The 19,078-nt window shown below is 53.0% G+C and carries 17 protein-coding genes and 1 pseudogene; 3 read left to right on the top strand and 15 right to left on the bottom strand.

The features are described 5' to 3' along the window. Nucleotides 1–377 precede the first annotated feature (377 nt). The 10 genes and pseudogenes from eutC to R50912_RS14160 form a co-directional block, all read right to left on the bottom strand. The gene (gene eutC, locus R50912_RS14205; protein WP_042235724.1) at nucleotides 378–1,088 is read right to left on the bottom strand and encodes an ethanolamine ammonia-lyase subunit EutC; all 711 of its coding nucleotides are present in this window, start codon (nucleotides 1,086–1,088) and stop codon (nucleotides 378–380) included. A gap of 20 nt (nucleotides 1,089–1,108) precedes the next feature. Beyond that, nucleotides 1,109–2,464 (bottom strand): ethanolamine ammonia-lyase subunit EutB, encoded by a 1,356-nt coding sequence (locus tag R50912_RS14200; protein WP_042235723.1) that lies wholly within the window; start codon nucleotides 2,462–2,464, stop codon nucleotides 1,109–1,111. 20 nt (nucleotides 2,465–2,484) lie between these two features. Next, on the bottom strand, nucleotides 2,485–3,993 hold the full coding sequence (locus tag R50912_RS14195) for an ethanolamine ammonia-lyase reactivating factor EutA (RefSeq protein WP_042235722.1): 1,509 nt from the start codon (nucleotides 3,991–3,993) through the stop codon (nucleotides 2,485–2,487). 400 nt (nucleotides 3,994–4,393) lie between these two features. After that, nucleotides 4,394–5,544, bottom strand: a pseudogene (locus R50912_RS14190) (IS110 family transposase). A gap of 384 nt (nucleotides 5,545–5,928) precedes the next feature. Further along, complete coding sequence (locus R50912_RS14185) at nucleotides 5,929–6,192, bottom strand: YlbG family protein (protein ID WP_020432997.1); 264 nt, start codon at nucleotides 6,190–6,192, stop codon at nucleotides 5,929–5,931. A gap of 42 nt (nucleotides 6,193–6,234) precedes the next feature. Beyond that, nucleotides 6,235–6,672, bottom strand: a complete 438-nt coding sequence (locus R50912_RS14180; RefSeq protein ID WP_042235721.1) for a YlbF/YmcA family competence regulator — start codon at nucleotides 6,670–6,672, stop codon at nucleotides 6,235–6,237. A gap of 46 nt (nucleotides 6,673–6,718) precedes the next feature. Then, on the bottom strand, nucleotides 6,719–8,884 hold the full coding sequence (locus tag R50912_RS14175; protein ID WP_042235720.1) for a helicase-associated domain-containing protein: 2,166 nt from the start codon (nucleotides 8,882–8,884) through the stop codon (nucleotides 6,719–6,721). Further along, nucleotides 8,881–10,593: a DNA repair helicase XPB gene (locus R50912_RS14170; RefSeq protein WP_042235718.1), complete on the bottom strand. Its 1,713-nt coding sequence runs from the start codon at nucleotides 10,591–10,593 to the stop codon at nucleotides 8,881–8,883. The genes R50912_RS14175 and R50912_RS14170 overlap by 4 nt, the downstream gene beginning before the upstream one ends. 171 nt (nucleotides 10,594–10,764) lie before the next feature. Continuing rightward, complete coding sequence (locus R50912_RS14165; RefSeq protein WP_042235716.1) at nucleotides 10,765–11,196, bottom strand: CBS domain-containing protein; 432 nt, start codon at nucleotides 11,194–11,196, stop codon at nucleotides 10,765–10,767. A gap of 80 nt (nucleotides 11,197–11,276) precedes the next feature. Continuing rightward, nucleotides 11,277–12,449, bottom strand: a complete 1,173-nt coding sequence (locus R50912_RS14160) for a M20 family metallopeptidase (protein WP_042235714.1) — start codon at nucleotides 12,447–12,449, stop codon at nucleotides 11,277–11,279. Nucleotides 12,450–12,689: 240 nt separating this feature from the next. Between R50912_RS14160 and R50912_RS14155 the strand changes: the two genes are divergently transcribed. Together R50912_RS14155 and ftsW are read left to right on the top strand one after the other, a co-directional pair. Next, on the top strand, nucleotides 12,690–13,037 hold the full coding sequence (locus tag R50912_RS14155) for a YugN family protein (RefSeq protein WP_042212854.1): 348 nt from the start codon (nucleotides 12,690–12,692) through the stop codon (nucleotides 13,035–13,037). Then, on the top strand, nucleotides 13,034–14,302 hold the full coding sequence (gene ftsW, locus R50912_RS14150; RefSeq protein ID WP_081956498.1) for a putative lipid II flippase FtsW: 1,269 nt from the start codon (nucleotides 13,034–13,036) through the stop codon (nucleotides 14,300–14,302). Before R50912_RS14155 ends, ftsW begins: the two co-directional genes overlap by 4 nt. Before the next feature lie 106 nt (nucleotides 14,303–14,408). Here the strand turns inward: ftsW and R50912_RS14145 are convergent, their stop codons facing one another. Next, on the bottom strand, nucleotides 14,409–14,774 hold the full coding sequence (locus tag R50912_RS14145) for an Asp23/Gls24 family envelope stress response protein (RefSeq protein ID WP_019911482.1): 366 nt from the start codon (nucleotides 14,772–14,774) through the stop codon (nucleotides 14,409–14,411). 154 nt (nucleotides 14,775–14,928) lie between these two features. On the opposite strand from R50912_RS14145, the gene cax reads away from it, so the two are divergent. After that, the gene (gene cax / locus R50912_RS14140; RefSeq protein WP_042235710.1) at nucleotides 14,929–15,999 is read left to right on the top strand and encodes a calcium/proton exchanger; all 1,071 of its coding nucleotides are present in this window, start codon (nucleotides 14,929–14,931) and stop codon (nucleotides 15,997–15,999) included. 72 nt (nucleotides 16,000–16,071) lie between these two features. Here the strand turns inward: cax and R50912_RS14135 are convergent, their stop codons facing one another. From R50912_RS14135 to R50912_RS14120, 4 genes are all read right to left on the bottom strand, one after another. Continuing rightward, nucleotides 16,072–16,374, bottom strand: coding sequence for an Fpa/YlaN family protein (locus R50912_RS14135; protein ID WP_039297956.1), 303 nt, complete (start codon nucleotides 16,372–16,374; stop codon nucleotides 16,072–16,074). A 178-nt stretch (nucleotides 16,375–16,552) separates the two neighbouring features. Next, complete coding sequence (locus R50912_RS14130) at nucleotides 16,553–16,798, bottom strand: HPr family phosphocarrier protein (RefSeq protein WP_042136544.1); 246 nt, start codon at nucleotides 16,796–16,798, stop codon at nucleotides 16,553–16,555. 138 nt (nucleotides 16,799–16,936) lie between these two features. Continuing rightward, nucleotides 16,937–18,052: an aminopeptidase gene (locus R50912_RS14125; protein ID WP_042235709.1), complete on the bottom strand. Its 1,116-nt coding sequence runs from the start codon at nucleotides 18,050–18,052 to the stop codon at nucleotides 16,937–16,939. Between the two features lie 95 nt (nucleotides 18,053–18,147). Continuing rightward, nucleotides 18,148–19,014: a hypothetical protein gene (locus R50912_RS14120; RefSeq protein WP_042235706.1), complete on the bottom strand. Its 867-nt coding sequence runs from the start codon at nucleotides 19,012–19,014 to the stop codon at nucleotides 18,148–18,150. Nucleotides 19,015–19,078: the final 64 nt, after the last annotated feature.

Raw genomic sequence — 19,078 nt, 5'->3', positions numbered from 1 at the left:
ATAATTGCACTTTTCACAACTAAATCTTCTGATTTTCAACCACCTCTCCGTTTAGTTGTATTTCGTGCAATTAAAGTGACTGTAGCAGAAGGCTTCCACCGATTCTCGCAGATTTAGTTGTACAGAATACAGTTATAAGATGCACGCACATCTTTTCGCTGTGTTTAACAGTACAGAATACAGCTATCACTGAATACCCATTTGAAACTGAATACACAAATTACTGCATTAAATGAACTGTTGTACTAACCGGAACATATTCAGGATATTTCCAGGTACAGCAAATAACCTCAGGCCCGCAATTGCGGAATGAGGTTAAGTTAGAAACACACAAGAGCATCAGACTTAATTAGGATGCGTTAGAATTAAAGCCTCAGTTACAGCTCCAGGCCGACTCCGCTCATTCTGAGCTCCAGCATCCTGGCAATCAGGCTGCCCAGATGGGCGCCGGCCTCTACCGGAGGAGTACCTCCCTGATGAATGTTGGACAGGACCATCCGCTGGGAATCTGTCATTCCGGAACGCGGCCTGTAGCCAAGATAAGCACTCATAGACCGGGAGGTGATCAGTCCCGGGCGTTCTCCGATCAGCATTACAATCACTTCGGGCTCCAGAATATCGCCAATAGCATTCATACAGCCGACCCTGGCCTTCCGTACAAAAAACGGCGTCCCCGCAGCCAGACCGTGAACCGACAGAGAGTCCAGCAGCGCCGGATAGATATCCCGCAGGTTGCTGTCAATGGCATCGGCACTTAGTCCGTCCGACACCACAATCTGCACCTGGGGAGCCTGGATACAGCGCTCCCGCAGCTGCCGGATACTGCTCTCCGGCAGCTGCCGGCCCAGATCCGGCCGTTTCAGGTACAGCTCCTTGTCCGTCACCTCTGAGTCAACCGCAAACAGCTCCAGCTCATCCAGCAACGTGCTGCTGACGCTGCCGTATACTGAATCGACTGCAGCCGCATGATCCAGGCGCAGCTGCAGCTGCTCACGGGTCGTCGGCCGTGTTCCTGCCCGGCCTGTGCCGATCCGCGCCGGTGTAGCCTTACGCAATCTTTCCATTCCCTCCGGATCGTAGAATGCCATGCTTGCCCCTCCTTCGCTGTTTAAATGAATAATGTGGGATCCCCGGCAAGTGCAGTCAGTCGGCCATTCTTCAGGATGCCCATTTTGTCCGCCCAAGCCGAGAACTCTGCCCCCGGCTGCAGACGCAGCAGCTCCCGTACAGTAGCAATATCATGAAAGCTGGTCGACTGGTAATTCAGCATGCAGTCATCCGCCATTGGAACTCCGATGAAGAAGTTCACACCCGCTGCTGCCAGGAGGACAGCTAAGTTATCCATGTCATTCTGGTCTGCCTTCATGTGGTTCGTATAACAGACATCCACACCCATTGGGAGTCCCTGGATCTTGCCCATGAAATGATCCTCAAGCCCGGCCCGGATTACCTGCTTGCTGTCATACAGGTATTCGGGTCCGATAAAACCGACGACGGTGTTCACCAGAAACGGCTTGAACGCTTTGGCCATTCCATAGCAGCGGGATTCCAGTGTAAGCTGGTCCACACCGTGATGACCGCCCGCTGACAGCTCAGACCCTTGCCCCGTCTCGAAATACCAGCGGTTCTCCCCGCTGGCCGTGCCGGACTCCCGGATCAGCTGATCCGCCTCCTGCAGTAACCGCAGATCAATCCCGAAGGATTGGTTGCCGCTCTGTGTACCGGCAAGACTCTGGAAGATCAGATCCGCCGGAGCCCCCTTGGATATGGCTCTCATCTGGGTGGTCACATGAGCAAGCACACTGTTCTGCGTTGGTATGCCCCATCTGTGAATGACCTCTTTGGTTTCATGGAAGAGGCGGATAATATTCTCTGTTGTATCAATGACCGGATTGATACCGATTACCGCATCCCCGATGCCGTAGCTCAATGCTTCATAGACGGAAGCCTTCATCCCCAGCGGATCATCCGTAGGATGATTGGGCTGGGCCCGGCTCCCGAGCCGCCCGCGTTCTCCCAGCGTAGTATTGCAGCGGGTAATCACTTCACACTTGGCCGCGGCCTGGATCAGATCCAGATTGGACATCAGCTTGGCAGCCGCAGCGGCCATCTCACTATTCAGGCCTCTGCCGATCCGGCGCACCTTAGTCTCAGAGGCAGCGAGCAGCTGTTCCCTCAGCTCTCCAACCGTCCAGCTGCGGATCGTTTCGTAGACCGCTTCATCCACTCCCTCTTCGATCACTCTGGATACCTCGTCAGTCTCTGGAGGCAGCAGCGGGTGGCTGCGGATATCCGCCAGCGTCAAGCCGGCCAGCACAAGCTTGGCTGCCATCCGTTCGCGGTCGTCCGCTGCAGCAATTCCGGCAAGCTGGTCCCCGGACTTTTCTTCATTTGCCTTGGCAAACAGCTCCTTCAGATCATGAAACCGGTAGCTTTGGCCAAGCAAAGAGACGGTCAGTTTCATCGCGCTTCATTCCTTTCCGCCTAATTCGTTGAACTAAAGACCAGGGTCTTGACGGCAACCGGTATATAATCCCCGTCCACCGGGATTCCAATGTCAATATAATCGCCATGTGCCACTGAAATCTGGTCCAGACAGACGCAGGCTTGCCCGCCTTGGGATAGCAGATAGATACAATTGCCCAAAGCTTTGGCAATGTCATTCTCACAGATCAGGATGCAAAGCTTCAGCTTATACTTCCGGGAGCACCCGGTCACTGCTTCAGCAATCCGGCGTAACACAGAATAGGAGCAGGAGTTCATTTCGGGGATGGCGATTGCAAACTGCATTTCTTCCGGTTCATTTGAACCGTGCCTTATGGCTCCCGCAGCAAAAGCGGCTTGTATAGAGGCCAATATCTCATCCGGCTGCTCACCGTCCTGGACCTGTACGGGCCAGACCAGCTCTACAACGGGAATATTCCGCAGAGGCAGCAGGTTGGGGTCTGCATAAACCGTTGAACCGCTGAGCTGCAGGGTATGAACACCGGCACCAATCACTGTAGCCCGCTGCGCGCCTGGAGCGACCTGTAGCTTCACCGGGTAGTGTTCGGACGCCTTTATAATGGCATGAGCGAGCAGTGGCCCGATATCCCCATACCTTGCAGTCTCCGCGATATTGCGGGGAGCGGCCTGCTCCATTAATGCACCCACACCCCCGGAGATCCAGAGCTCCGTAACTGTAGCCTCTCTTGCAAATGCAACCGGAAGGTCCGGGTGACCATAAATTAATGGACAGGCTTGCGGATCACTGCCCTTAAGCAGGTTCTCCAGCAGCAGTTCACTCCATCTCCGGGTGATCTCCTGCAGCACAGGCCAATCCGTCTGCTCCCCCTCTTGCAGCCACAGCCCTTCCCGGTTCAGCCATTGCCGGGCTGCGGGATATATTTTCGCTACGGTTCCAGCCTTATCCAGCATAATCAGCCGGCCGCCGATATGAAAGTTCAAGGTTCCTATAATGCTTCCGCTGTTGAAATATGCCGCGTTTGCTGTGCCACCTCCGATATCCACATTGACTATCGTCCCCGCCGCTCTTCGCGAATAAGCCTCCGCTCCAGCGCCTTTGCCTGCAAGGACAGCCTCCAGATCCCCGCCCGCCTGGGCAACCACGAACTCTCCCGACTCTCCCGCCAGCTGATGGAGGATGGAATTCGCGTTCGATCTTACCGCCGTTTCTCCAGTAATAATGACAGCCCCTGTATCTACCTCCTCAGGCTTCAGTGCCGCACTGCGGTACTCTGCCGACAGAATCCGCTGTAATGCCGGAAGATCAATTTGCGATTCGCCTATCAGCGGTGTTAGATGCATTGGGCTCTCATATATAATATTCCGCTCCGTGATTTGATATTGCGGCAGCATGGACACACCATATCTCCGTCCGACCGTAAGTCTGCTGAAGACTATTTTAGTCGTACTCGTTCCAATATCAATTCCGACACTGGTAATTTCGCGCTTCGGTTCTATACCATTCCCTCCCGCCTGCCGCAGTGCCATGATATAAAAAAAGACGCCTTATCAGCCTTGCATCGCTCTGCCATGCGTACCTATTACGTCTGTGCCCTCTGTTGTACTCGTTGTGTTGTATTTATTGTGTTGTATTCATTGTATAGATCTATTGCAGATAGTCCCAGCGCGATCAGCTTGCTTTCCTTGAGGATATAGTAAGTCACCGGCGGTTAGCTGTCAATTTAATTAACATTCCCCTGCATAATGTCATCCACATCCCACTACCGGCTGATTCCAAGGTATTCGTACCCCACATTGTATTCGGTTTTTCTGTGAAAATAAAGGTAACCAGGCGAATGAACGAATTTCTGTTTTTGGGCAATACAATGCCCGGGATCTCCATTTCCATGAGTCCGTGTTTAGACGATCAATGAGTTGGTAACACGAATTAACTTGCTCGTTTTTGGGGTCCGCCTTCGAGGTAAGCTTGTTTGTTTTTTAGCATGCTATAGGCTATGACCAGTATCGTTCGTGCCATCGCAATGCAAGCTTTCTTCTTTCCCCGCCGAGAGGCGATCTTCCAAAATTTTGTGGATAAACCGTTGTTTCTTGTACGAGCGATTGCCCAAGCCGCTTCGCATAATGCTACTTTTGTATGTGAATTTCCTTTTAAGCTCTTTGTACTTTTTTTTTACCAGCGCTTTCGTGGTTACCGGGGGCCAACCCTGCCCATGAAGAGAGATGATCGGACGATGGAAATTGATCCATATTGACTCCAATCTCTGCAATAAGAACAGCTGCTGTGGCCTCGCTCACCCCGGGGATCGTCTGAAGCAGCTCGTATTCTTCCCGGTACGGTTCTAGATGAGCATCGATTTTTTCTTCTAACTGGCTGAGCGACTTCTCCAGGTATTCGATGTGGTCCCAGCAGTCGCGGATCAAATCCATTTGGTGGCGAGTGATCGTGCCGAGCATGGAGTCTCTAATGGCTTCCTTCTTGCTTCGAAGTTTGCCTTTTACACTTTCCTCCACATCCTCCGCATCGACATAGCCTTTCGTAATCAAGGTTTCCAGCAGGTTCCGGCCGGACACCCCAAATACATCCGAAACCACCGTTCCCAATTTCACATTCGAGCATTCGAGGTATTTCTGGATACGATTCTTTTCCGCCGTGAGTTGGCCCAGGCGTTTCTTACGAAGCCGGCATAAATCACGGAGTTCCCGCACATCCTCGGAAGGAATGAAACTCCGCTCGATTAATCCTACACGAAGCAATTTCGCAATCCATTCGGCATCGCATACATCCGTTTTCCGGCCCGGGACATTCTTGATTCGTTGTGCATTAGCCACCGTAACATCAAAGTAACCTTCTAAGATGTTATACACCGGCTTCCAATACACCCCCGTGCTTTCCATGGCAATATGGGTGACCGCCTTGTGTTCAAGCCATTTTAAGAGCTCAAACAAATGTTTCGTCATCGTGCCAAACGTACGTGTTTCCTTCTCGACTTGATCCTCTTCACCGGGCGTGAGGACGCATACTACGATGGTTTCTTGATGGACGTCCATTCCGGCGCATCGTGAATACATGACTTCCATATCATCAGCTCCAACCTAAATTCCATGGTGAGGATGAACTCGAGCTTAACCATTTTTCTGTTCGCAGTTCTCCAAACGGGCGATTTGAAGCTAGCAAGGAGTTGTACACAGAGTTCGATCCTTACAGTTTTCGCACAGGGGTAAACCACCATTAACCGTAGCGTAGTGTTCACCATGGTACTAAAAGTATGGGATGGCACAACCTGCGATAAACGCACGCTGCTCATTTTCATGCTGGAGTTGTGCCTTGGAAGACATGATTGTTTTCGCATACATCCGGCTCGTCTTCCCTATCGCTGGAGCATTGTTTAAGTGATCAAGAAATACATTAAATTCAAAAAAACAGACGCCAGCGGCGCCTGTCCAATATAACTATATTTGAATTTACAAACCGTAATAACGGGACTTGTCCGGTCCATTGCTGGTGTATTCAGTCTTGAGTTCATTGCGGTAGGAACGCTCAATCTTGCGCACGTAGGAAAGTCTGCGGACATTCTTCATAACTTCCTCGGCGCGTTCCGCGTTCACATACATTACCGCATAGTGCATTTTTCGGGAAACATAGTGCAGTGTTCCGTATTTCTCCAGGTTACGCGCTGCCTTGACGTCGCTAACCCAAACGATATAACCTGTCCGTTCCGCAAACATAAGCTCATCCGCCTTTCTTTCTCTATTCTCCATACGGCCAGCTTATCCGCAAGAGCATTTGCCTCCGCTGCCGCATCCGCCTTTGGGGGACGGGTCATTGCTCGGAACCTTGATGCTGTCCGATACCGAGAAGGCGATTGCTTCAGACATGGAGTGAAGAATATCATCCAGCGTCTTCTCCGCATTCTTGAAGCGGACAACCTCTTCGAACTGTTCCATCTCCCGCTCTACTAACTCAACCTCATCCTTGGCCGAATGATAGTTCGGGTGAAAATGTCCAAACCGCTGTGTCTCCTCAAACAGCTCCTTCTTGCTCTGCAGCCGTTTGACCATGGCCTGGATTTCGGGGCTCTGATCGACCCGCCCTTTCCAGTATAAGTAATCCGACACTTCGGCGGATTGGTTAATCATATCGCCTAATTCATAGGCGTATGTCAGCACTTCGGCCATATCGACCGTATTTAATTCCGCTACGCTCATGAACTTCAACTCTTTTCTGCATTAATGTTCTACCGCAAACGGTAGACTACCTTATCATAACATATCCGGTTGCTCCAGAAGAAGAGGAATTTCTCTGTTTGACCGGATGCAGCAGCTTCATTTCCTGCCAGTCTTCGGCAGCAAGCTGAATCTGCTCTACAGTCCCTGAACCTGAACGCAGCAGATTCCCACGTACTCTCCACGGGCGGCCGCTTATTTGCTCCGGAATGAAGTCTGCTGTTTGGCCCTGCACGGAAATTCTAACCTTGATTCCCCAGCCCAGCGCCTGCTCCATCACCTTCTGCGCAGTGGTCACATGGTATTGCCTCCAGTGGTTGAACCACATTTGCGGAACGGCATCTTCACCCGGAAGCAGCTCCTGATCCTGCGCTGTCCCCGCCAGCGGCAGGAGCTTCGGATACGGAGCAGCATCAATCAGTCCCCGTTCCCCGGCAGGAGAAGGAAGCTCATAACGGAGCGTTGCAGCGGACCGTTCAAAAGGTCCGAACGGGTTGTGCGGCTGCAAGGCCTGCTCCCGGCCGCCGATGATTCTGGGCGGAGCCAGCCCGGCTGCAGCCAGCTCCTTGCGCAGCTGGCCGACAGATTCCGGGCGAACGATGAAGTGGAGCGGGCCAATCCGGGTCAGACTATCCTGCAGCCGGGGATGGGCAGCAATATCTCCGCTGTCCTGTTCACCTGCACAGGACAGCAGAATAACCTCATACAATGATGTCCGCCCGATTCCCTTAGCCCACTGCCGCAGCGACAGCTCCACTTGCTCCGGCAGCCCCCCCTGAGCATGCGCGGTAAGCCAAGCAATGGCATTCCCGGGAGGACAGCCCAGCTCCGCTGCGGACTCCAGCATTTCACGGGTCAGCCGGAAGCTCCAGAGGTCCTGATTATGCAGCAGCTCGGCGTATCCTGCCAGGGTCCAGCGGATGGCATAAGGAACTTCAGGCGGAACCAGCACCTCGAAATCCGGCTGGACAATGAACCTGCAGGCCGCAGGTACAGCGGATTCTGCGGATAAACCCCAGTCCGCGCCAGTCTCCCCTGACTTCAATGAGCAGCCGGAACGTATCTCCTCCTGATCCTGCTCCTCCTGATCCTGCTCCTGCTCCTGCTCCTGCTCCTCCTGCCCATGTTCTGGCCAGCCTTCTGATACAGCAACTCCGCCGCAAACTTCATCTGGTTGAGATTCCTTCGCTTTCACTATTTCTGAATCTTCTCTACTTATCTCCGGTTCTATTGTACCTGCCGAAGCTCCGTCCAGTTGCGGCTTCACTGCCTTCCACCGGAAGCAGAGCTCTCCCTTGGCTGAATAACCCAGGTCACACCATCCGAAGCCTACCAGGCAGCGGAGCCAGGCAATGGCGGACGCATGAAGCTCCGAAGCGTCCGGCCCGGCATCCGACTGCACCTTGGTTAGGCCGCTCTGTATCATCCAATCTAGAAGAGGCGGCACGGCAAACCATTCTCCCGAGGGGAATTCAGCTGTGGAGATCACATGCCTGAAATGCTGTTCATCAGGCTTCGGAGAGCCGTATCGGTTGATTACTATGCGGTATAGCATATCGGTCATCTCCTGCTCGGTCAGCGCCAGCCAGCACTGCAGCTTCGTTATATCTATTAAATATCCGCTGCTGCTGCGGCTGATCAGACCCAGAACAACCATCAAATCTACGATAACCGTTACCGAAAGCGGGTAAAGCTCAGGACTGTCCTGGTTCAGCTTAAGTCCAGCCAGATGCTCCTCCTGCACCGACAGCTGGCCTGCGAGCAAGCCAAGCTGCTTCTTGTGTATAAGTCCCTTGGCTGTCAGCGGCAAGCCCTCCCGCGCTGTAAATAACAGCCCCCGGAACAGCTCGGCAGCCAGACCCGTGCAGGTAGCAAGCTGGGCCTGTACATCTGTTTCTCCAAGACTCTGCGGACGGGCAGGCCAGAAGCTACGCCCGATCCGGGGGAACCTCTGCTGCGGGATCTGATACAGCTTCTCTCCCCACATTTTCTGGCGCAGCTCCAGCATTCCTGCCGTGAGCAGCTCGTTCAGCGCGAGCTCCTGCTCAGCGCGGCACAGGAATGCCGGCCGCAGCCGTTCAATGCTATCCGCCGCACAAGGGCTGGCTGCATGTTCCGCATATATCGCCTGGAGTACTGCCTGCGCTTCCGGCGTCAGCTTCTGCACATCTGCATCAGGCTTCTGCCTCATCATAGAATAGCCTCCTCCGCGGATTCCAGCATTCTGACTGCGTAATCGTAGCCTTGCTCGGTTAAGAACATCCTGCGCCGCAAGGCGAATTCCTGCTCCCTGCTGTCCCCCGAGACCAGCGTATAGAAATACGCCTTGTTGTCGCCCGGCTTTGGCCGCAAAATACGCCCCAGCCGCTGAGCCTCCTCCTGCCGCGAGCCGAAGGCTCCGGATACCTCAATCGCCACCGAGGCATCCGGCAGATTAACGGCAAAATTAGCCACCTTCGAGACGACCAGCAGGGGCAGCCGCCCTTCGTTGAAGGCGGCATACAATGCGCTCCGTTCCTTCTGTGTAGTTTTGCCGGTAATAAGCGGCGCGCCCAGAGTCTCCGCCAGCTGCTCCAGCTGGTCCAGGTACTGGCCGATCACCAAGATCGCCGCCCCGGCATGTGCCGCAGCAATCGATGCCGCGGCTGCAGCCTTAGCCTGATTGCCGGCCGCTAGGCGGAACTGTTCTTTCGCCCCGGCATAGATATATTGCTGCCGCAGCCGCTCATCCATCGGGACAATCACTTCTGTACAATCCACTGCCGCAATCCACCCCTGTCTCTCCAGCACCTTCCAGGGCAGATCGTAACATTTGGGCCCGATCAGGGAGAACACATCACCTTCCCGGCCGTCCTCCCGGACCAGTGTTGCTGTAAGACCCAGCCGGCGCGTAGCCTGAATGTCTGCCGTAGCCCTGAAGACAGGAGCCGGGAGCAGATGGACCTCGTCATAAATGATGAGCCCCCAGTTCCGCTCATTGAACAGATTCATGTGGACAAACGGTCCTCCCTTGGCTGTACGGTGGGTCAGAATCTGATAGGTGGCGACCGTGACAGGCCGTACCTCCCGCTTCTCACCGGTATATTCCCCTACTTCATCCGCGCTCAGGGTCGTCCGCTGCAGCAGCTCACCCCGCCACTGCTCCACCGAGGTGGTACTGGAGGTAAGAATCAGCGTTTCACACTGCAGATGCTCCAGGACTGCAATCCCTACTACCGTTTTGCCCGCTCCGCAAGGCAGAACAACAACACCGCTGCCGCCGATGCCCCCAATCCCCTGGAACTTCCTGACGGCATCCCTCTGATAATCCCGGAGCCCGAAAGCTTCCCCGGTAATTCCGTCGCCCTTGCCTGCTTCCTCTATCCAGGCAAGCTTCAGCTCCTGTCCATCCCGGAAACCGGCATAATCAAGTACCGGATATCCAAGTCCTGTTAATTCCTGCTTGAGCAGCCCCCTGTTGCTCTTCGGACAATAGCTGTGCAACGGCCCTGCCCTATACCAGCCCAGTTCTTTCAGAATCAGGCTGTCCTCCAGTTCATCCAGCAGTCCGGCCTGATCAGCCGAGAGCGTCATGAGCAGCGGATCCGTTACATGCGTGCGCAGCTGCAATCTTCCGTACCGGGACATCAGCTGCCTGATTTCACCCTCAAGTCCTGAGGGAATTCCCCAGCGTGACAGCCTGCGGAGCTTAGCAATAACCGCCTCTGCCTCCTGGCCACCAGCCGCTGCATTCCACAGGGACAACGGTGTTATCCGGTAGGTATGATAGACCGGAGGGCTTTTGACAAGCTCGGCAAATTCAGCCAGGACCGCCCTGGCCTCCTCATAACCGGGATGGCCGCATTCCAGCAGAACGGTCCGGTCGTCTCTGGTAATGCACGCACCCGTTCCATCAGTGTTCATAGTATCCCTCCTTGTGATCTATAGTGTGTAAGCTTTAATACAGCAGGAATTGGATCATCCCATAGACAGGTAGCACAAAATAACCCCACAACGTGGGGCTTTTCACATATTAATTTCAATTTTGAAAAAGCCCACCTCCGCGTAACGGACATGAGCTTTCCATAACCCTATTTAATGCAGCTGCCGCTGGGAGATTCCGCTTAACGCCTCTGATGCCTCATCCGCATAAATCCTTTTCACCGCCAAGTCGCCAAGCGACACAATTCCGATCAGCTTCTTGTCACGGGTCACCGGAATACGGCGGATTTGCCTTGAAGCCATCAGTTCCGCAGCCTCATCAACAGAAGCCGTCTCCGAAATGGAGATAATCTCCCGGCTCATGACGGTTTCAACGGCTGTGGAACCGGGATGCTTGTCCGCGTAACCCCGGAGTACAAGATCACGGTCCGTGATTACACCCAGCAGCGTTGCCCCGTCGGCCGAATCTACTACAGGAATGAAGCCCGTCCCGTAATCTCTCATTTTGACGGCAACCTCATAGATATTATCGAGCAGCGTGACCGAAGCCGGATCGGCGGTCATTACTTCCTTGACTGTCTTCAAGAATGAACCCTCCTGTCTGCCATGTCACCATGCCATTTGTGAGTAGTTTTACCTCAAGCGTCAAATATTATACAAATACATTATTGTTCATTTAGGCAGGAATCGGCCATAGCTACCAGAAGCTTCGCCCCATAGAGCATGGCATCCTCGTCAATGTCAAATTTGCTGTGATGATGCGGATAGACAGCATCCTTGTCCGGATTGCCTGCACCCACAAAGATGAAGCAGCCGGGAATTTCCTTAACATAATACGAGAAGTCTTCTGCCGGCATAATTTTCTCCATCAGAATTACATTAGCGCCTTCACCCAGCGCTTCCGGGGCGACACGGTAAAAGCGGTTAAACTCCTCTTCATCGTTCACCAGCGGCGGGTACCCCATCAGATAATCTACAGTCGCCTCTGCCCCATACGCTGCTGCGATGGAAGCTGTCATTTCCTCGATTCTGCGGCGGATCAGATAGCGCGTCTCTTCATCGAACGCGCGCACAGTCCCGGTAATCCGGCAGCGCTCGGCAATAATATTCTGGGCAGATCCGCCTTGAATCGTTCCTACGCTGACCACTGCAGGACGCAGCGGATCTACAGTCCGGCTGACTATGCTCTGCAGCTGGGTGACAAGAGCCGCCCCTGCCACAATGCTGTCCACCGTACGGTGCGGCATGCCGCCGTGGCCGCCCTTGCCGATAATATCGATGAAAAATTCATCGGCAGAAGCCATCAGCGGGCCTGGCGCGCTGCCCACGGTTCCTAGCGGAAACGGCGTCCACAGATGCAGCCCATAGACGGCATCTGCACCTTCCAGCACCCCTTCTGCGATCATCCCCATTGCACCGCCCGGACAGACCTCTTCCGCCGGCTGGAACAGGAAACGGATCTCGCCACGGATTTCTTCACGGCGTGCGCTGTAATAGGCAGCCGCAGCCAGCAGCATAGCCGTATGCCCGTCATGACCGCAAGCATGCATAACCCCGGGATTCTGCGAAGCATACTCCCGCCCATTCTCTTCAGTAATCGCCAGGGCATCCATATCTGCGCGCAGAACAACCGTTCTGCCGGGCAATGCCCCTGTAAGTATACCTGTCAGCCCGTAGCCGGACCCGCTTCTTCTAACTTCAATCCCCAGTTCGGACAGTCTTGCCCCGACATAGGCGGATGTCTCCTTCTCCTGATAAGACAGCTCCGGATGGCGGTGTAAATGGCGGCGCCATTTCACCATCTCCGGCAGCAGGTCCTCTACCGTTAACCTCTCCATAATTCTCCATTCCCTTCTCCGGCAGCATACTTCGGACAAGCCTGCAGTCTGACTCTTCTATGTAAAGACCGGCCGCAGCATGCCATATATCTTTTATTGTAGCAGAAACACAAAAAAGTAGGTATCAATAGGCCCGCTCTACCTTGCACAACCCCGTGAAACATACTATCATGAGGAGGAACATCGCAAATTTTAATTACAAATGTTTCATTATACTTCATAACAGGGGAGTTGTGCGCTATGATATTTGAGAACACGGGCCTCGAAGGATTGAAGAGTGACCTTCTTTATCTGGACGAGAGCGCAACCAAAGCCGGGTTTATCCGCTGGCAGTGGGAATACTACCGCGCTACATACGACTGCAAGATAGAAGACCGCCAGAACGGCGGCGAGTACTTCCTGCGGATCAACACCCGCGCTGTGGAAGGGAAGCTGGAAAAGGCGGATGCCATACTGGCCATTGAAGCCGTCTACTTGGGCAAAGCCACTTTCCCCCATGGTCTGGAGTATGAATCTCCTGTGCCTCAACCGGTGCTGGATACGGCAACGAAGCATATTCATCAACTGAAAGAGCTGCTGGAAGCTTGAGTACCGCGAAGGGAAAGATAGCCTCCAAAGCCAGCCTGCCCAAAAGAGGAACGCCCGATTTCCAATTGCTCATTCTCACGTTGCTGCTTGTCGGCTTCGGACTGGTCATGGTGTTCAGCGCCAGCTCCAGCTTGACTCTGGCCAGTGAGAAATTCAGCTATGACGCTTTTTATTTCGTGAAACGCCAGCTGGTCTGGGCCGTGCTGGGAAGCTTCGTCATGTTCACGGTGATGAATATCCACTACAGCAAGTTCAAGAAATGGTACGCTCCGATCTTCGTCATCACCCTGGTGCTACTGCTGTTCGTGGCCACCACCGAGAGAATTAACGGAGCCAAGAGCTGGATGAATATTGGCGGATTAGGCATCCAGCCTACCGAGCTGGCCAAGATCTCCATCATCCTGTACCTGTCTGCACTCATAACCAAAAAAGGCGAACGCCTGCGGGATCTTCGAACCGGATATATCCCTGTAATGATCATCGTCGGCATTGTGGCCGGACTGATCATGATGCAGCCGGATCTGGGCTCCTGTCTGATTCTCGTGGCTACCAGCGGACTTGTTATCTATGCCGGCGGCGCAAGCATGAAGCATATTCTTGGTTCGATCAGCTTGCTGGTGCTGGGTGTCGCACTGGTCATGGGAGCGAAGACTGCCATCGACTCCCTGTCACCGCCGACCGAGAAGGCAGCGGCCAATCAGGATTACAGACAAGGCCGGATTGAAGCCTTTCTGGATCCCGAGAGTAACTCTGATGGCAGCGGCTATAATATTATGCAATCACTGATCGCTTTAGGTGAAGGCGGGACACAAGGCTCCGGTTTCGGTCAAAGCATCCAGAAGCTGCACTATCTGCCGTACCCTTATACGGATTTTATTTTTGCCATTATCGGTGAAGAGCTCGGATTTGTAGGAACCTCTATCTTCCTATTGCTCTATCTGTATTTCATCTGGAGAGGCATTCTGATCGCACTGCGGTGTACAGACCCCTTCGGCACACTGGTCGGCATAGGTGTGATGGGGCTGATTGCGATTCAGGCCTTTATCAATATAGGCGGTGTGACCAACACTATTCCGCTTACGGGAGTTACGTTACCCTTCATCAGCTACGGCGGCTCTTCCCTGCTGGTCACCATGCTCTGTATGGGGATTATGCTCAGCATCTCCAGGGAAACCAACCGTCCCTCCAAAGAGGAAGTCGTCAAGTCTGTCACTACCGTCAGACAGGTGCGTGCGAATAGCCGTGCCAGCACGCGTGCCCGTTAAGTGGCTGCATCCTGACCGGTTGAATAGGGTATAACAAAAGGCAGTCCGGAATGAACTCCCCGGACTGCCTTTTGTGTACCCGCTATGCTCCTTAAGCAGTTAGCGCTTACGAGATCTCATCGTTCTTGAAGGCCACGCCTTCAACCTTAACATTTACCTCTACGATATGAAGCCCTGTCATGCTCTCCACAGCCTCGCGGACATTCTGCTGCAGCATCCGGCACACTTCGTGAATCGGCGTTTCATAGAGAACAATAATGCGCAAATCCACTGCCGCTTCCAACTGGCCTACTTCAACAGTAACGCCCTTCTGCACATTCTTGCCGCTCAGGCGTTTCGCCCAGCCCTCAGACAAACCGCCAGACATGGCTGCAATTCCGGGAGTCTCCAAAGCTGCCAATCCGGCAATTTTCGAGACAACATCATTCGATATCCGTATATTTCCCATTTCAAGTTGAAGTTGTTCTGCCATGCCATATCCCCCCTACACTCATTATCAATTATTGTAATTCGAAAACAGGCTAAAAAGCAAATGACTTTCTCGAATTCCCGTTTACAGTCAGGAACAATTTGGGTATATTGATTATGAATTCAACCTACATACAGAGACTGGAGTGTGCTTTACCTTGAAAAAATGGATTTCGCCGGCGCTGCTGGTCATCACCTTCCTCCTCAGCGCCATCGGACATTATGCGGACTGGGACCATACCCTGCAGTTCGTATTGTCCGCTATCTCGGTTATCTTCGTGGCCGGTTTCCTCGGCCGGGCGACAGAGAGCGTAGCTCACTATGCCGGTCAGCGGCTGGGAGGGTTCCTTAACGCTACATTCGGCAATGCTGCCGAACTGATCATCGCCTTCTTCCTGGTCAAAGAAGGACTTTTCGACATGGTCAAAGCCAGTCTCACCGGCTCGATCATCGGCAACCTGCTGCTGGTGCTGGGACTCAGTATTTTTGCCGGCGGCATGAAGTTCAAGGTTCAGAACTTCAATGTCACGCTCGCCGGGCTGAACGGATCGCTGATGATTGTTGCCGTCATCGCCTTGTTCGTTCCCGCCATGTTCTTCAACACCCACTCTATCACAGAGAAGGATACAGATGTACTCAGCCTTGTCGTCGCCGGCCTCCTGATTGCCGCGTACATGGCCTGGCTCGTCTTCTCTATGATTACGCACAAGAAATATCTCGCGGATGTAACGGATGACAGTGCAGAAGAGCTGCCTAATGAGCATGCTCCGGTCTGGTCCAGAAACCGTTCGATCCTCTATCTGGTACTTGCTACGGTTATGGTCGCTTTCGTCAGCGAATGGCTGGTCGGCACCCTGGAGACCCTAACAGAACGCTTCGGCTTTAGCGAGCTGTTCGTCGGTGCATTCCTGGTGGCAATCATCGGTAATGCCGCCGAGCACAGTGCAGCCATTATGCTGGCCATGAAGAACAAAATCGGCGCTGCGGTAGAGATTGCCGTTGGAAGCAGTCTGCAGATTGCGCTGTTCGTTGCACCGGTGCTGATCTTTGCCAGCTACTTCATGGGCAACACCATGTCCATTGTATTCACTACCATCGAGATTGTAGCTATTGCTGTATCGGTATTTATCGCCAAGTCGATTATTCAGGACGGCTCAACCAACTGGTACGAAGGACTGCTGCTGCTCACGGTATATCTGATTCTCGGTGTATCGTTCTATCTGGTATAACAACTCTGCACAAAAAAAACGCACATGAGCGGCCTCCCGGGTCCCCGTGTGCGTTTTTATGAATGACCGGAATTACATCTCCCGCTCCTCAGCCTTCTTATTGAGTGCTTCGTACAGTACAGCCAAGTTGCGTTCCAGCTTGCTTAGAACCTGCTTGCCTGTGAATTCAGGCACCAGCCCGGCTCTGACCGCAAAATCAACCTCTCTGGAGAAACCATACATCTGGGTATCCAGCACTTCCTCATAGAGAGGGCAGTAACGAGTCGCCAAATTCTCCATCTGCACTTCGATAAGCTTCTCAATTTTATTGGCATCTTCTTGTAGAAGATTGATTGCTTTAATATTAAGCTGTTCCTGCAAATCCGATGAAGTCATGCATTATCCCCCCTATGTCCAAAAGTTACAGCTTCTACTGCTTATTATACTTAATATTAGTCGAAATCAGGACCTAATACAAGAATTCAGTTTACGTTTCGTGAAGAACGGACAAATATTACGGGTCACATAGCAAAAACGCCCTGCCGCAAGGCCGGACGTCTTCGGAAATAATGGATTACTCCGCTACAACTGTAAAGTTCAAATTGTGCTTAGCAAATACTTCGCTCATTGCTTTCTTGGCTTCCTCGGCATCTGTGCCATGTACATGAAGCTCGTAGCTTTGGCTGGATACCAGAGTAGTGAACAGACCAAGGATACTCTTAACATCAATGTACTTGTTGTCCGCTTGTAGAACGATAGATGAATTAAACTGGCTGGCTGTTTGTGCAATATCCACGATTGCCGCATTGTTACTGGACATGAGAATCCCTCCACAACTTGATTATAAACTTAAGTTCATTTGTAACCAATTCCATGATACATTGAATCCGCTTACTCACGCAAGGTGTTTCTCGAAAACAAGCTTGCAAGCTTGCATTTCAGAGCTTTGTTTTACATTTTATTTCAGATTCTCGGGATTCAGACCTTCAAGCTCCGGCAACACAAAAATTCCGTCCTTCCGGATGAGCACATCGTCAAAGTAAATCTCTCCGCCGCCGTACTCCGGACGCTGAATGAGCACGAGATCCCAGTGGATGGACGAACGGTTGCCGTTGTCAGTTACATCATAAGCCTGGCCCGGTGTAAAGTGCAGGCTGCCTGCGATCTTCTCATCGAATAGAATGTCCTTCATCGGATGCAGAATATACGGGTTGAAGCCAATGGCGAATTCGCCGATATGGCGCGCGCCGTCATCGGAATCGAGTATCTCGTTCAACCGCACCGTGTCATTGCTGGAGGCTTCGATGATTTTGCCTTTCTCAAACGTAAACTTCACATTCTCAAAAGTCACGCCGTTATAGAGCGTCGCCGCATTGTAGCTGATTGTCCCGTTCACAGAGTCACGCACCGGTGCGCTGTAGACTTCACCGTCGGGAATGTTCTTCTGGCCGGAGCATTTCTCTGCGCCGATGCCTTTGATGGAGAAGGTCAGCTCCGTTCCGGGACCGGCAATCCGCACCTTGTCCGTTCTGCGCATAAGCTCAGCCAGCGAATCCTGGGCTTTGTCCATTTTGGCATAATCCAGATTGCAGACCGCAAAGTAAAAGTCTTCAAAAGCTTCGGTTGTTGTATTGGCAAGCTGCGCCATACTGGCATTAGGGTAACGCAATACTACCCATTTGGTATGCTTGACGCGTTGTTCGCTATGTACCGGGTGGGAATAGAGTGAATTGTAGAGCTTCATGTTCTCTTCCGGCACATCAGCCAGATCATTGACATTCTCACCGGCACGGATGCCGATATAGCAGTCCATCTGCTTCATCCGGTTCAGATCTATCTCTGCCCAGGTCTGAATGCCTTCAGGTGTAGCATATTTAAGCATGCTGCGCAGAACGGTACGATCCGTCAGCTGTACAAATGCACGGCCTCCGGCTTTGCCCACTTCTTCCACTACTGCTTTGATTAAATCTCTTTCACTGCCGATCATTTCGACGAGCACATTCTCGCCGGGTTGTACGTTTACGGAATACCCTACCAGGTTCGCCGCAAGCTTCTGAATTCGTGGATCATTCATGTTTCTCTCTCTTCCTTCCTCATGCTAAAAATAAATATACCGTTATATTGTAGCATGCCCGCTAAAGAGCGCAAGCTCTTACGGTATGTGAGCTTTCATTGATAGCCATAGAAATCAACCTGTGTAATGTAGGTTTCCTCAGTAACCACTCCCGCACTGCCGGGGGAGGTTGTCGTCCGGTTACAGGTCAGCCGCGCGGGCAGATTGCGCTTCGCGTCTACCTTGAGATAATAAACCGTTCTGATACTGGCTTGCTTCAGTCTCTGCTGCAGTTCAGCCTGCTTCTGCTCCCATAATGCTGCGCGTGCCTCCAGCTCCTTAGCGGGCTCTCCAGCAGCCGTTCCAGTGGCAACCTGGCTAGCGGGCCTTATCGCCTGCATCTCCCGTTCCAGCTCCGCCGACAGCTGGCTGCGCGCTTCCTCCGGTGTCAGTTCAATGCGCAGCACGCGGGTTCCCCTGGCACTCCCCGCCTCCTCGGTTACCGTCTTCTCCCGCCCCTCCAGCTCTTCCAGCTGCCGGAGCGGGTTCAGCGCCTCCAGCGGATTACTCTCCTGCGAAGTCGGCGCTGCCTGCTGCGGCTTCCATTCACCGTCTTCCTTCACCAGTCTGGTATAGTAAGCCGGAACATCCCTTGAGCCTTGCTCAAGAGGATGCGGGGCTGATTCGGAGGCGGTACCCGGCTGGCTCCCGTCCGGCAGCAGGGAATATAAGCTGACCTTGTTATGCTCCGCCACCTTTCCTCCATAATAGAGTGAGGATTCCGGAACCGCCTTGCCGCCGACCAGCAGCGCTGCTGCCCCTTCGAAGGAAACGCCGTCACTGCCGTCCATCCCGGCCAGTACGAGACTCAGATCCTCCGCAGCCGGTCTGTCATTCATGACACCGCAGCCGCTTACAGGAATCAAACAGATCAGCAGGACAAGGGAGAGGATTCCTGGACGGGACAGCAATATTTTCATCATGGCATTCAAGACCTCCGGTCAGATTAACATTCATTCTTCCTAGGGTCTCCCTGATTGCAGGGCT

The sequence above is a fragment of the Paenibacillus sp. FSL R5-0912 genome, assembly GCF_000758605.1.
GTDB lineage: Bacteria > Bacillota > Bacilli > Paenibacillales > Paenibacillaceae > Paenibacillus_AQ.
Note: the sequence above shows the minus strand (reverse complement) of the source record. Positions and strands in the feature narration are given on the sequence as shown.

Excerpts from the sequence above, each read along its gene's own strand:
- eutC (WP_042235724.1), bottom strand. The coding sequence starts at position 1,088 with ATGGCATTCTACGATCCGGAGGGAATGGAAAGATTGCGTAAGGCTACA.
- R50912_RS14200 (WP_042235723.1), bottom strand. The coding sequence starts at position 2,464 with ATGAAACTGACCGTCTCTTTGCTTGGCCAAAGCTACCGGTTTCATGAT.
- R50912_RS14195 (WP_042235722.1), bottom strand. The coding sequence starts at position 3,993 with ATGGCACTGCGGCAGGCGGGAGGGAATGGTATAGAACCGAAGCGCGAA.
- R50912_RS14185 (WP_020432997.1), bottom strand. The coding sequence starts at position 6,192 with ATGTTTGCGGAACGGACAGGTTATATCGTTTGGGTTAGCGACGTCAAG.
- R50912_RS14180 (WP_042235721.1), bottom strand. The coding sequence starts at position 6,672 with ATGAGCGTAGCGGAATTAAATACGGTCGATATGGCCGAAGTGCTGACA.
- R50912_RS14175 (WP_042235720.1), bottom strand. The coding sequence starts at position 8,884 with ATGATGAGGCAGAAGCCTGATGCAGATGTGCAGAAGCTGACGCCGGAA.
- R50912_RS14170 (WP_042235718.1), bottom strand. The coding sequence starts at position 10,593 with ATGAACACTGATGGAACGGGTGCGTGCATTACCAGAGACGACCGGACC.
- R50912_RS14160 (WP_042235714.1), bottom strand. The coding sequence starts at position 12,449 with ATGGAGAGGTTAACGGTAGAGGACCTGCTGCCGGAGATGGTGAAATGG.
- R50912_RS14155 (WP_042212854.1), top strand. The coding sequence starts at position 12,690 with ATGATATTTGAGAACACGGGCCTCGAAGGATTGAAGAGTGACCTTCTT.
- R50912_RS14145 (WP_019911482.1), bottom strand. The coding sequence starts at position 14,774 with ATGGCAGAACAACTTCAACTTGAAATGGGAAATATACGGATATCGAAT.
- R50912_RS14135 (WP_039297956.1), bottom strand. The coding sequence starts at position 16,374 with ATGACTTCATCGGATTTGCAGGAACAGCTTAATATTAAAGCAATCAAT.
- R50912_RS14130 (WP_042136544.1), bottom strand. The coding sequence starts at position 16,798 with ATGTCCAGTAACAATGCGGCAATCGTGGATATTGCACAAACAGCCAGC.
- R50912_RS14125 (WP_042235709.1), bottom strand. The coding sequence starts at position 18,052 with ATGAATGATCCACGAATTCAGAAGCTTGCGGCGAACCTGGTAGGGTAT.
- R50912_RS14120 (WP_042235706.1), bottom strand. The coding sequence starts at position 19,014 with ATGATGAAAATATTGCTGTCCCGTCCAGGAATCCTCTCCCTTGTCCTG.